We start from the raw sequence: 13,186 nt of genomic DNA, 5'->3' as shown, positions 1-13,186 counted from the left end.
GGGTACGGATTCTGATCCCGACAGTCCATTTATAGGCTATTAAGGCAGAGGGGTCTAGGGGTTTGGGGTCTAGGGGTTTGGGGTCTAGGGGTTTGGGGGGCGAGGCGGTTTAGACGCCGGTTCCAAAAATTGCAGGATCGTGTACCCTGTGATAGTACTACGGAGAACTGTTCTCAGCTCCATTTGCTGGCCCGACAGGCCGAAATGCGGCTTCGGAGGTTGCGCGGCCGCGCATGAGCGGTATCCTGAGTGACGGAAGTGTGCGCGGATGACCGCGCGGGCAGCCCCTGGCATGCTCCAGTGGGTGCGACCTGCTCGAAGGGATCTTGCATGTATAAGCTGGTCATCGCGGATGATGAGGGAAGCAAAAGCACCGTCCCCATCGTCCGAGACGAAATCACAATTGGCCGCCAAGAAGGCAACACGATTCGCCTGACGGAGCGCAACGTGTCGCGCAAGCACGCTCGTGTGTTGCGCGAGAACGGACGCGTGTACGTCGAGGAAGTGGCCGCGCGCTACGGTATCAAGAAGAACGGGGTCAAGATCGATCAGCGGGCCGAATTTGCGCCCGGTGATATCGTCGCCATCGGCGACTACAAGCTGACTCTGAAGGCCAAAAAGCCCGAAAAGGCCCCCGGCGAGCCGCCCAAGCCCGCCCAGAAGCCCAAGACCAAAAAACAGAGCGAGGGGACGCAGGTCCTGCCGGCGATGCCCGCCAAGTTGGTGGTCATCTCGAGCAACTTCGCCGGCCAAGAGTTCCCGCTGAACCGAAACGAGATGATCATCGGTCGCGGCGAAGACTGCGACATCATCATCGACCACCGCTCGGTCTCTCAGAAGCACGCCAAGGTGTTGCGCGAGCAGGGCAGCAAGTACCAGATCGTCGACTTGAACAGCAAAAACGGCGTGTCGGTCAGCGGTGAGCAGTATCGCGCGGTGCACATCAAGCGCGGCGACGTCATCGAGCTGGGCCACGTCAAGTTTCGCTTCGTCGAGCCCGGCGAAAACTACGTCTTCACGCCCCAGCCTACCCTCGACGACGTCGAGTTCGACTCCGGCTCGAGCAGCAGCTCGAAGAACGGCATGATGATCGCCGCGGTGCTGGTGGTGGCGGCGTTGGTCGGCGGCGCGATCTTCTTCTTGATGGGCGACGACGGCACCCCGTCGGCCGAGCCCGGCGGTGACGACGCCGTGGCCGTGGCCGACAACGGCGCCGGCACAGGCGCGCCGGCCGCGCCGACGTCGGCCAAAGAGGACGCCGAGGCCGCGCCCACCGAAGAGAAAGCCGACGACAAGGTCAGCCAGGCGATCGCCGAGGCGAGCCAAAAGATCCAAGACGGGGAGCTCGACAAAGCGATCGGCACCCTCGAGTCGGCCAAAAAATACCTCGAGCCGACCCCCGAGCAGAACGACAAGATCGCCGAGCTGATGGGCAGCGCCAAGACCGAGCGCCCCTTCAAGCAGGACTACCAGGCGGCCAAAGACGACATCAAATCGAAGGATTTCCCCCAGGCGCTCAAGCGTCTCAGCGAAATCCCCAAGCACTCGGTGTTCCACACGATCTACACCGAAGAGGGCTTGATGGAGCAGGCGCTCGACGGTGCCGTCGCTCAGGCCGAAGAAGCGATGGACAAGGACGACGCCGAGACGGCGCGCACCTTGGTCGAAGAGGTCTTGGTGTACGACGGCGAGCACGAGGGCGCCAAGTCACTGCTCGAGCGCCTCGACGAGGCCGAGAAGAAGGTCGCCTCCAACACGACCACGAGCAACTCGGGTTCGAGCAGCTCGCGCAACAGCGGCAGCTCGTCCCGACGCCCTCCCAAGCGCCCCAGCGTGAGCCCCGAAGAGGCCAAAGAGCTGTACCGCAGCGCTCAAAAGAAGATCTTCAAGAGCGACCCGGCCGGCGCCATCCAAGACTGCAAAAAGGCGCTCAAAGGCGGCTACCGCGGCTGCTACCGCATCCTGGCCATCGCCTACAAGCAGATGGGCAACAACGGCAAAGCCTGCTCGAACTTCAAGCGCTACCTGGGCACCAACCCGGGCAACGCGGCCGCCGTGCAGCGTCAGATGGAGCAGTTGGGGTGTGAGTGAGTGCTTGAGTAAAGAAGTGAAAGAGTAAAGAAGTGAAAGAGTAAAGAAGTGAAAGAGTAAAGAAGTAAAAAAGTCAAAGAGTAAAAAAGTCAAAGAGCGACAGGCCCGAAGGCATGTCGCTTTTTAGCTTTTTAGCTTTTTAGCTCTTTGGCTCTTTGGCTCTTTAGCTTTTTAGTTTTTTGGCTCTTTAGCTTTTTAGCTTTTTAGCTTTTTAGCTCTTTAGCTTTTTAGCTTTTTGGCTCTTTAGCTTTTTAGCTTTTTGGCTCTTTAGCTTTTTAGCTTTTTGGCTCTTTAGCTTTTTGGCTCTCCTACGCCTGACTGTAGGCCCGCGCCCGCTGTTGGCGGAACAGGCGGCTCTCGATCTCGTCGATCAAGGGCTCGGCGGTGCTCAGGTCGAGCGCGGTGATCGGGATCGCCTCGAAGCGGCGGGAGAGGGCGTCGACGACCTTGTCTTCGACCTGGTCGATCTTGTTGAAGACCAGAAGCTGCTCTTTGTCCTCCAGGCCGATGTCGCGCAGGATGCGGTTGACCGCCTCCATGCGCTCCTCGAAGTTCTCGTTGGAGATGTCGACCAGGTGCAAGAGCAGGTCGGCTTCGTCGAGCTCCTCGAGGGTCGCCTTGAAGGCGGCGACCAGGTCCTCGGGCAGCTCGTGGATGAAACCGACGGTGTCGGTCAAGATGATCTCTTCGCGGTCGCCGTAGCGCAGCCGGCGCGTCGTCGGGCGCAGCGTGGCGAAGAGCTTGTCCTCGCTTCGGACGCGCGACTCGGTCAGCCCGTTCAATAGCGTCGATTTCCCGGCGTTCGTATAGCCGACCACGCTGACGATGGGGATATTAGCGCGCTTGCGGCGCTTGCGCCGAATCTCGCGCTGCTGGCTGAGCTTTTCGATTTCTTGTTCGAGGTCGCGGATCTTGTCGTGAGCGCGACGCCGGTTGATCTCGAGCTTCGTCTCACCCGGGCCTCGCCCGCCGATGCCACCGGTGAGGCGGCTCATGCCGGTATTCTTGGAGTGCAGACGCGGCAGGTTGTACTTGAGCTGGGCGAGCTCGACCTGAATCTTACCGTCACGCGATTTGGCGCGCTGGGCGAAGATGTCCAGGATGAGCTGGGTGCGGTCGATCACCTTCAAGTCGGTCTCGTCGGTGATCGCGCGCAGCTGGCCGGGCGTCAGGTCCTGGGCGAAGATGACCAGGTCGCAGTCGAGCTGCAGCGCGCGCAGCGTGATCTCTTCGATCTTGCCCTTACCGACGGCGTATTTGGGGTGCACCCGCGTGCGGCGCTGGATGATCGTGTCGACCACCTCGACGCCGGCGGTGCGCGTCAGCTCCAAGAGCTCGGCGATCTCGATCTCCTCGTCGCGCCCGTCGGGGGTGGCCACGAAGACCAGAAGCGCCGGGTCTTGGCCCGTCTTGATGAGCGCGTCGGCCTTGCGCTGGAACTCGCTCTCGAGCTCGCGAATGAACTGCTCGAAGTCGAAGAAGCAGTCGTAGGGGCGCTCTTCGGAGTGAATCTCCCAGATCTTGTCGTCGGGGTTCTCGGGCAGCAGGTGTGCCCACTTGGTCGCGCCGGCCTCGCCGCTGGGGCTGACCGAGATGGTCATGACCATGTCGAGCTGCAGCTTCGACAAGTCAGTCAGGTCGTCGCGCGACAACTCGACCTTGTTGCCGTTGCCGTCGAGGCTGGTGCGGATGAGGCGGATGCCACGAAAGCGGTCCGAGGCGGCACGTTGGCGGCCGATATCGGGCAGGTAGACACGGTCGGCGTCACCGACCATGACCCACTCGACGTCGCCTGTGCGGTCGACCAAGACAGCTACAACTCGATTGAGCTGCCTGGAGATGTTGGCCAGACGGTCGGCGAATTCCTGAGTGATCGGCGCCGCCGAATTGATCTGGCGCCGGTAGAGCTTTTCGAGCGCACGTTTCTCGCTCGTTTTGAGGCCACTTAGGTCTCCGTGAACACTGCGTCCGATTGTTGACTCCGTTGTTGTCGGTTATAGAAGTCTTACGTCGTATCAATAACAAGGTTTAGGGCCGGAGCATTTCACGAATCACTTCTTGGTCTCCGGCTTCAAAAATGCTCGCCCGTCCTTGATCACCACTTTGAAATCGACGTCGCGCGCGCCTTTTTTCTTCTGAATCTGGCTGCGCTGCTTCTCCATGGTGCGCTTGAAGGTGTCGTAATTGAGGTTGCTGGTGTCCTCTTTGCAGCGACGCTTGGCCTCGACGAGGTTGTTGTAGATCTTGCGCGACTTCTCTTCGCTGAAGCCGCCGCTGCCCGCCGAGGCGCTCGAGTTGCGCCGGATGACGCGGTTGGAGCCGGTGGTGCGGCTGCTGTTGTTGTCGCGGTTGCTGCGCGCCTGGCTGGCCACGCTGCGGTTGGCGCTCGAGCGCTGCGGGGCCGAGCGGCGTTGTTGCTTTTCTTTCTCGAGGCGTTCTTTGGCGCGACGAAGCTTGCGCAGCTTTGACATGTCGGCGCCGCGGCTGGGGGCCGAGGGATTTTCGGGGCGCGCCTTTTGCGTGGGACCTTCGGCGCTGCGCTCGAAGGGATTGTTGCCGCCCTGGGCCGGCTGATTGGGCTGGCTGGGCTGATTGGGCTGGCTGGACTGGTTGCCACGCGTCGACAGGCCGAGCTTGGCCTGCAGTTCGGCGAGCTTCTTTTGCTTGACGTTCTCGTCGACCTTCGGGCGCTCCCAGCTGCTGCTTCCCTGGCGCCCGCGCTGCGGGGGCCGCCCGCTGCCGTCGCCGCGCGGCGCCGGCTTGAACTCCTGGTTGGGAGCTTGACCGCCGCGCTGCTCATCTTCGGGAAACCCGTCGCGCTTCATCTTCTGCGTGCCGACGTATTTCTCGAACTCACCGCGCTGGTCCATCTGCTGGAGCTCTTCCTCCATGCTGCCCAGATCGAGATTCTCCAGGTCGAGGTCGTCGATCTCGAAGGCGCCGTCTTCGGCTTGGCCGCTGCGCTCTTCGGGCTCGTGGCGCTGCTCTTGGTCCTGACGGCGCTGCTGGCGCGCCTTGGCGCGGGCCAGGTCGCGGTGGTAGGTCCCCTCTTCGATCTGCTTTTCGGTGCGGTTCCAGTACGCTTTGTAGCTGTTGAAACGCTGCACGAGGCTGCGGAAGCGGAACTTGATGGCGGTTTTGACCATCGGTAGCTGCTCGAGCTCCCGATACATCCGCACCACCTCGCGGCGCTGGGCGTGAGGAGGGCGCTTCTCGACGCCGATAAAATACTGCTCGTACGTGCGGTATAACCGCTCGAGCTTCTTTTCGAATTCGCTCAGCTTGGCGTCAAAATGCGACGACGACAACTCGTCCTTCGGCGTCATACGGGACCCTCTTTGCAAACGCACCCACGTAGACTAATTTACCAACGCGGCAGGGCTTTTCCAAACCCCGTTTCTCGATATCAGCCTTTCATTCGGTATGAATTCTACGCTTTTTCGCCAACCAAGCAATGGCACGCTGATTTGGTGGGGTTTGATGGTGCTGTTGGCGGTGCTGGCCGGGTGTGACAAGCCGTCGACAACCCAGAAGTCGGCTAACCAGACAGCGGCGTCGGCCGGGGAGGGCGCTCCCGAGGTCGTCGTCACCGACGAGCTGCCCGGCCGGCCCGAGCGCATCGTGTCGCTGGCTCCCAACGTCACCGAGATCTTGTTCGCGCTCGACGCAGGCGACCGCCTCGTCGGGGTGACCCGCTTCTGCGATTATCCCGCCCAGGCCGCCGAGATCCCGAAGGTCGGCGGCATCGTCGACGTCGACCTCGAGGCGATTTTGGCCAAAGAGCCCGACCTGGTCGTGGGCACGAGCTCGGGGGCCGACCCCAAGATCGCCAAGAAGCTCGACGACGCCGGCATCCCCTACGGCTTCGTGCGCATGGACAACCTCGCCCAGACCTACCGGGGCATCGCCAAGATCGGCGAGCTCGTGGGCGCCGCCGACAAGGCCGAGGCGCTCGCGGCCGACATGGAGGCGAAGATGGACCGCGTCGCCGACAGCGCCCGCGACGGCGAGCACCCGCGGGTGCTCATGATCTTTGGGCGCAACCCGCTCATCGCCGCCGGCCCGGGCACCTTCGGCCACGAACTCGTCGAACTCGCCGGGGGCAAAAATGTCCTCGCCGACGCAAAAGCCCCCTATCCCAAGCTCGACATCGAGAAGGTCATCAGCCTCGACCCCGAGCGCATCATCGACGCCACGATGGCCGGCGAGGGCCTCGACACCGAGTTTTGGAACCAGTACCCCTCGATCGACGCCGTCGAGAGGGGCCACGTCTACTTGATCGACGACCCGGTCGTGCTGCGGCCCGCCCCGCGGCTGGTCGACGGCCTGCGCACGATTCGCGAGGCGATCGTCGGCTCTGCATCTGCTCGCAAATAACAGGACGTACCGTACGTGAAACGCCCCACTACACCGCTGACAGCCCCTCGGCTGCTCGTGACGGTGGCCATCTCGGCCGTCGTGGCGGTGGGCTGCGGGCTGGTGGCGCTCGCCTACGGAAGCTCGGGTTTTGGCGGCTTCGAGGTAATTCGCGGCGTGCTCACCGGCTCGCTCGACGCCGCCCAGGAGGCAATCGTCATGCAGGCGAGGTTGCCGCGCGTGGTCTTCGCGGCCATCGTGGGCGCCGCGCTGGCCACGAGCGGAGCGGTGTTCCAGACTGTGCTGCGAAACCCCCTGGCCGACCCCTATATCCTGGGCATCTCGGGCGGCGCAGCCCTGGGCGGCACGATCTTCATGACGCTGGGATCGGTCGCCGTCGCCACGGTCACCATGGGCGTGCCCGCGGCCGCCTTTGTGGGGGCGCTCGGCGCCCTGGCGCTGATCTTCGCCGTCGAGCGCTGGACGCCCGCCTCGCGCGCCTCCAACTACGTGCTCCTGCTCACCGGCGTGGTCTTCAACGCCTTTGCGAGCGCGATCATCATGTTTCTGAAGAGCGTCGTCTCGGCCCAAAAGGCCCAGGAGCTGCTGTTCTACTTGATGGGCTCGTTGGCCGTCGAAGGCACCGACGCCGCCACGATCGTCGCCTGCGCGGCGGTCGTCTTGGCCTGCGTGGTCGGCCTCATCTGGTTCGCCCGCGACCTGAACGCCCTGAGCCTGGGCGACGACGACGCCGCCGCGCTGGGCGTGCCGGTCACGCAGGTGCGCCGCTGGACGGTGGGCATCTCGAGCGTGGCGGTCGCCGTGGCGGTGGCGTTCTCGGGGCTTATCGGGTTCGTCGGTCTGGTCGTGCCGCACGGCATTCGGCTGGTCGTCGGCCCCGACCACCGCGTGCTGCTGCCCACGTGCGCCCTGGGCGGGGCGGGGTTTTTGATCGTGGCGGACTTGGTGGCGAGGAGTGCGTTCGGGGTGTTTTCGTCGACGTTGCCCGTCGGCGTGGTCACCGCGGCGATCGGCGCGCCGCTATTCGTGTTCTTTTTGTGGCGGTCGATGAATTAGTCAGGCGAATGCGCTCGATCGCGCAGCGTCTTCCTCCCCGCTTTGCAGTTCAAAAGTGGGGAGGACCGAGGAGGGGACGCCTCTCCCTCGGTCCCTCTCCATTCCGCTTCGCTACATGGAAAGGGAGTCCTCTCCTCGGTCCTCTCCATCCCTCGGCTTCGCCTCGGGCGGAGAGGAAGATGTTGCGTGTATATACGGAGTTCTGAGTTGACGACGATTACAGCCCACAACCTCACCCACGCCTTCGGCCCGACCGAAGTCCTGCGCGACGTCTCGCTCACCATCGAGCCCGGCGAGTCGGTCGCCCTCGTCGGCCCCAACGGCGCGGGCAAGACGACGCTCATGCGCACGCTCGCCGGGCTGCTCGACCCGCAGGGGGGCCGTGTGGAGCTCGACGGCGAAGACCTGCAGCACGTCGACCGCCGCCAGGTCGCCCGCAAGTTGTCGGTGGTGCCGCAGGCGCGACCGCAGGTCTTCGAGTTCAGCGCGCTCGAGGTCGTCTTGATGGGCTTTCACGCCCGCTCCGGGCGCTTTTCGCTGCCCTCCAAAGACCAAAAGACGCGCGCCCTGCAGGCCATGGAGCGCCTCGAGGTCGCCCACTTGGCCGAGCGCGCCGCGTCGGTGTTGAGCGGCGGTGAGCTGCAGCGCGTGCTGATGGCCCGCACGATGGTCACCGAGGCCGATACCTGGCTGCTCGACGAGCCCACGGCGAGCCTCGACTTGCGCCACCAGGTCGCGCTGTTGGACCGCGTCTCGGAGCACTGCGCCGAGGGCGGCTCGGCGCTGGCCGTGCTGCACGACCTGGCGCTCGTCGACCGCTACTTCGACCGCGTCGTCGTCCTCGACGCCGGCCGCGCCGTCGCCGACGGGCCCACGGCGAGCACGCTCACCGAGTCTCTGTTGTCGGAGGTCTTCGAAGTGCCGCTCAGGGGCGGCACGGTGGCGGGACGGAAGGTGTGGGTGGTGGAGTGAGGCCTTATTGAGGCGCGTCGGATTCTGGAGGCGCCTCATCCTTCTTCGCCGCCTCCTCGGCCTTCTTCGCCGCCTCTTCGGCCTTCTTCATCTCTTTGTAGTCGTCCTTGGGCATGCGATCAGCGAGCACCCAGGCGCTGTCGCGCTTCTCCCACACCTCGATGATGCGCTTTTTCTTCACGATCATCGCCGGCTCTTTGTACGACTCCTGCTCGAGGTCGATGATCGCCTTGTCGCCCTCGTGGGTCAGCGATTTGAGCTCGATGCTCGAGATATGGAAGTCCTCGCCGAGCTCTTCGTAGCGGCCCAAAAACTCCTGGCGTTTCTCGGGGGCCATGAGCATGGCGGCCGACTCCCAGCGCTTCCATCGCATGTCGCGGTGGAAGGTCTGCACGGTCACCTGCAGGTTGGCCTTGTCGTCGATCGACTTGTCGGTCGGCGAGTTGGCGCAGGCGGGCAGGGCGAGGGTGAGGAGGAGCAGCAGAGTTGTGAGATACTTCATCGTATAGGCCTTTCGAGTGCTTTACTGATTGAAACTCTTTTGAGCTGCGACCCTTTCCGAGGGTGCGCTACGTCGAGCGCGCAATGCGCGCTCGACTGAGCTTACCCCCGGTGACGAGGTTTCAATTTGAACTCGTCTCCGGGGGGAAGCGGAATCGAGGCGCCCTCGGGCGCTCTCGATGAGCGCACCCTCGGAAGGGGTCGCCGCTCGTCAAGTCCTCATCACTTCTTACCAATAACCGCCTTCACCCGGTTCAAATCCTTCTCCCCGAACTCCCGCAGCACGAACAATACGACCAAGAACAACAGCCCCATCGCCGCCATTTTACCCGCGACGATGCCCAGGTAGCCAATTTTACCGTACTCGGCGACCCAGGCAGTGGGCAGTTGCACCAGATAATCGACGCCGTACAGCGCGCCCAGAGCCGCCAGGATCCGCACCACGGTCATGGGCGGGGCGGCGGCCCCGTAATTCTTCCACAACCACAGCAAAGACAGAAGAAAACCGACGAACATCGCGATCGTGGTGGCGACGGCGGCCGACTCCATGTAGTTGGCCCCCTCGAGCAGGTACGGGCCGGCGAGGTCGACGCGGTTTTGGGCCACAGCGATGGCGTTTTGGACCGCGCCCTGGGCCGTGGCGGCCTCCTGAGACTCGAGCGGCGTCCAGTCGAGTTGCGCGACCGTCTCGTCGTGCACCTCGTTGACGAACCAGTAGTTCAGCCCCGCGCTCATCGCCAGGCTGATGGCCATGATGACCACGGCCACGCTGGGGCGCCCTGCGCCGATGATGATCGTGGTGGCGACGTAGTAGAGCGCGAAGAAGATGATCGACACGCTCAAGATCGCCAGCGCCGAGGCCGCCGCGCCGTACTCGCTCGAGTACAATCCGGCGATGATCGAGTCGGCGTTGAGCGCCAGCAGGCCGCCCACCCCGGCGATGAGGAGCAGGCAGTAGCGGAACGTGTCCTTGATATAGGCCTGCGTCTTGCTGCGGTCTTTTTTGAACGTCGATTCGCTGATGAGCGGGAAGATGACGAACGTCACCGCGATGACCCCCTGGTAGGGGATGCGCGCGATGTTCAGGACCGCCCCGTAGAAGCCGGCGAATTTCGAGCTGATCAGGTTGAACAGACCTTCGGCGCCCGACAGGTGCGCGGGGACCTCCGAGGTCACGCTCTTGAGGACGAACAGGTCGGCGCGCATCAGCCCGTTGAGGGCGAAGGTGTAGACCATGATGAGCACGAGGTAGCCGAGCAGGCGCTTGAGCGCCTCTTTGGGGGCGTCTTCGTCCTCGTCCTTGGCCGGAAACCGGTCGGCGTGGGTGCGCATGATCCGAAAGACCCACACGCCCGAGATTAGGCAGATGATGCCCGCCGCGCCCACAAAGCCTGCGACCGCGCCGCCGACGCCGAAGCCCAGCAAGACAAGCCCGACGATGCCCACCATCTTGAGCGTCGCGAACGTAATATCCAGGCTCGCCTGGCGCACGAACTCTTTGACCCCGTTCAGGTAGCCCACAAAGATCGCGTAGAACGCATAGAACGCGATGATCAGGCTGGAGAGGCGTATCAGGTTCGTCAGCGTCGGGTCGTTGAACTGCTCGGCGATCCAGGGGCTTCCGAGGGCGTACACGGCGGCGATGGGCAGCCCCAAAAAGAGCTGCAGCTTGAGCGCCTGGTTGACCACGCGCTTGGCCGCGTGCGGCTGCTCGCTCACCAGCTTGCTCACCGCCTGCAGCGTGCCCGTGATCATGACCATATTGATGAGGCTGATCGCCTCGGTCACGATCTTGAAGACGCCGAATTGCTCCGGCGAGCCCAAAAAGATGGGCAGGCCGAGCTGGATCACCGCGCCGGTGACCATGAACCACATCTTGGCGCCGGTGATCACCAGAAAGCCGCGGCCGGTCTTTTTGGCTGTTTCGGCCGCTTCATCGACGCTCGATTCGGGGGCGTCGGTCTTCGTTTCGTTTTTGGACATGTGCTTGAAAAGACAGGGAAGGTCGTTGTTCGGGGCGGTTTTACCGCAGAGTGGTCGGGTTGGCCAATAATAGTTGGGATGCAGGCCTTGCAGAGGCGTGGCGCGTGCTATTAGAGGCGCCTGAACAGCGGCGCAAACTACGATTTGAGTGTTGCCCCATGCACCACACGAGCTGGATTGGGGAACACTCAAATTGCCGTTCCGCGAGGGCGTAGTTAGCCCTCGCCCCAAATAGCGAGCCTCAACAACCACACGCGCCCCACCGGAGGAACACTCAAATTGCCGTTCCGCGAGGGCGTAGTTAGCCCTCGCCCCAAATAGCGTGTTTAAATTCCTCGCTGGACTCACACACGAGGAAAGCCATGACATACCACAAGAATCTCGCCATTTTATTCGCGCTCCTGCTCACCGCCTGTGGCGCCTTCGGCTGCTCGGGCAACGGCGACGTCGTCGAGGACGACGAGCCGCTGGGCGGCGGGCCCATCGACACGGCGTTCGCCGACTGGGATGAGGACGACGACGGCAAGCTCGACGCCGACGAATTCGCCGAGGGCCTCGACGACGAGGGGGTCTTCGAGGAGTTCGACACCGACGACGACGAGCGCCTCGACGAAGAGGAGTTCACCGTGCGCGCCGAGGACTACGGGCTAGTCAACGTCGACTTCGACACGTTCGACGCCGACGGCGACGACTTCATCGACGACGACGAGTTCGAAGACGGGCTCTTCGACACGTACGACACCGACGACAGCGACTTCATCGAGGCCGACGAGTTCGCTCCGGGCCTCATCTAACGGCCTCTCCGGCCTTTTGCCTAGTGCGTCGGTCGTTGTGTAGGGTGTAGGGAATCCGACTCGACGCCCCGGCGGACCCATGACCCGACTGTTGACGCTTTGCATCGCCTCGCTCCTCGCCTCGATGATGGTCTCGACGAGCGCCTCGGCGCACGGCTCCGAGCCGCTGCCCACCGACCTGAGCGCCGTGGGCGACTCGCAGTGGGTGATGCGCACGAATTTCGGGCTGATCACGAGCGAGGCGCCCGAGCGCTACGTGTGCGAGGAGGCGTTCGCCGGGGGCGACGACTTCCAGGTGGGCGTGCTCGGGCTGCACGAGTGGCTCGTGTTTACCCACGACGCCGTCCTCTACTCGCCGGACGGCTGCGACTTCGAGATTCGCCAGCAGATCCCCCGAAAACCTGCCGGAGTCGCCGTCAGCCCCGAGCGCACGCGGGCGGCGTATCTGATCAACGTCGACGACGCCGCCGAGCAGGGCGTCTGGTGGACCGACGACGCGGGGCAGACCGTCGAGAAGGTGAGCATCGACGCGCCGTTGCACCTGACGCGGGCGGCGTTTCTGAGCGAGTCGAGCCTCGTGGTGTCGGCCTACTCGACCGACGACGCCGTGCGCGGCGCCGCGCACCTGCTGCTCGTCGACCTCGACGAGGGCACCCACCGCGAGCTCGTCGAGCTCGACGGCCTGACATATCCGTACGTCTTCGACGTCCACGAACAGGGGTGGGTCGTCTGGCTGGGGCGCGACGGCGACCAGATGCGCGTCTACTGGGGACCGATCACCAACCCGACCGCCCACGCGCGGGCGGTCGACTCGTGGCCCAGCGGGGCGGTGCTCACCGACCGCGGCCTGAAGGTGTGGGTCAGCGGGGTCTTCGAGGACGCCCGTGGCGTGCTCGTGGGCGAGCAGGGCGTCGACCCGCTCTGGTCCGAGACGCTCGTCGACCACAGCGCGATGTGCGTCGCCTACGTCGACGGGGCGCACCATCTGTGCGCGCGCCGCGACCGCGAAGGCCACGACCTGTCACGCGTCGGCGCCGACGACTCGCTGGCCGCGGCCGTCGAGTTCACGCGCCTCGCCGGGCCCAGAAACGACTGCCCGGCCGACAGCGACGTCGCTCAGACCTGCCCGGCGGTGTGGCTCGAGCTGGCCGACGCGCTCGGTGTCGAGGTCGACTCGGGCGGCGGCGACGCAGGAGGCGAGGCCGACGCTGGAGCTAGCGACAGCCCTGGTGGTGATGGAGGGTGTTCGACAGGCGGAAGTGGTGGGCCGGTCGGCGTGTGGTGGCTAATCGGCGGAGTGTGGGGGCTCTGGAGGACGAGGCGCCTCGGTTTTTGAAGGCCTGCTACATAAGCAATTAAGGACATAGGCGCTGCGATTCGCGACGCGGTACAGGTGCGCCATCAAGCGAACC

The 13,186-nt window shown here is 63.9% G+C and carries 10 protein-coding genes; 6 read left to right on the top strand and 4 right to left on the bottom strand.

What is annotated here, in order from left to right; all coding sequences use genetic code 11:
- Positions 1–330: 330 nt before the first annotated feature.
- On the top strand, positions 331–2,091 hold the full coding sequence (locus FIV42_RS11070) for an FHA domain-containing protein (RefSeq protein ID WP_141197746.1): 1,761 nt from the start codon (positions 331–333) through the stop codon (positions 2,089–2,091).
- Positions 2,092–2,399: 308 nt separating this feature from the next.
- Here the strand turns inward: FIV42_RS11070 and hflX are convergent, their stop codons facing one another.
- Both hflX and FIV42_RS11060 read right to left on the bottom strand, forming a co-directional pair.
- Complete coding sequence (gene hflX / locus FIV42_RS11065; RefSeq protein ID WP_222615433.1) at positions 2,400–3,899, bottom strand: GTPase HflX; 1,500 nt, start codon at positions 3,897–3,899, stop codon at positions 2,400–2,402.
- 243 nt (positions 3,900–4,142) lie between these two features.
- Positions 4,143–5,417 carry an MXAN_5187 C-terminal domain-containing protein gene (locus FIV42_RS11060; protein WP_141197744.1) on the bottom strand — a complete coding sequence of 425 codons (1,275 nt, stop codon included), beginning with the start codon at positions 5,415–5,417 and terminating at the stop codon, positions 4,143–4,145.
- Positions 5,418–5,571: 154 nt separating this feature from the next.
- On the opposite strand from FIV42_RS11060, the gene FIV42_RS11055 reads away from it, so the two are divergent.
- From FIV42_RS11055 to FIV42_RS11045, 3 genes are all read left to right on the top strand, one after another.
- On the top strand, positions 5,572–6,468 hold the full coding sequence (locus FIV42_RS11055) for an ABC transporter substrate-binding protein (RefSeq protein WP_168210565.1): 897 nt from the start codon (positions 5,572–5,574) through the stop codon (positions 6,466–6,468).
- A 15-nt stretch (positions 6,469–6,483) separates the two neighbouring features.
- A complete protein-coding gene (locus FIV42_RS11050; protein WP_222615432.1) occupies positions 6,484–7,524 on the top strand; it encodes a FecCD family ABC transporter permease in 1,041 nt (346 codons plus the stop codon).
- Positions 7,525–7,731: 207 nt separating this feature from the next.
- On the top strand, positions 7,732–8,496 hold the full coding sequence (locus FIV42_RS11045; RefSeq protein WP_168210564.1) for an ABC transporter ATP-binding protein: 765 nt from the start codon (positions 7,732–7,734) through the stop codon (positions 8,494–8,496).
- Positions 8,497–8,500: 4 nt separating this feature from the next.
- On the opposite strand, the gene FIV42_RS11040 is transcribed toward FIV42_RS11045, so the two are convergent.
- Positions 8,501–8,998 (bottom strand): hypothetical protein, encoded by a 498-nt coding sequence (locus tag FIV42_RS11040; RefSeq protein WP_141197741.1) that lies wholly within the window; start codon positions 8,996–8,998, stop codon positions 8,501–8,503.
- Positions 8,999–9,219: 221 nt separating this feature from the next.
- The gene (locus FIV42_RS11035; protein ID WP_168210563.1) at positions 9,220–10,980 is read right to left on the bottom strand and encodes a lipopolysaccharide biosynthesis protein; all 1,761 of its coding nucleotides are present in this window, start codon (positions 10,978–10,980) and stop codon (positions 9,220–9,222) included.
- A 362-nt stretch (positions 10,981–11,342) separates the two neighbouring features.
- Here FIV42_RS11035 and FIV42_RS11030 point away from each other — a divergent pair, with 362 nt between their 5' ends.
- Both FIV42_RS11030 and FIV42_RS11025 read left to right on the top strand, forming a co-directional pair.
- Complete coding sequence (locus FIV42_RS11030; protein ID WP_141197739.1) at positions 11,343–11,774, top strand: hypothetical protein; 432 nt, start codon at positions 11,343–11,345, stop codon at positions 11,772–11,774.
- A 79-nt stretch (positions 11,775–11,853) separates the two neighbouring features.
- Entirely contained in the window at positions 11,854–13,110 is a 1,257-nt protein-coding gene (locus FIV42_RS11025; protein ID WP_141197738.1) for a hypothetical protein, read from the top strand.
- The last annotated feature ends 76 nt before the right edge of the window (positions 13,111–13,186 follow it).

The sequence above is a fragment of the Persicimonas caeni genome (assembly GCF_006517175.1).
GTDB classification, from domain to species: Bacteria; Myxococcota_A; Bradymonadia; order Bradymonadales; family Bradymonadaceae; genus Persicimonas; species Persicimonas caeni.
This window is presented reverse-complemented; position numbering and strand designations above follow the sequence as displayed.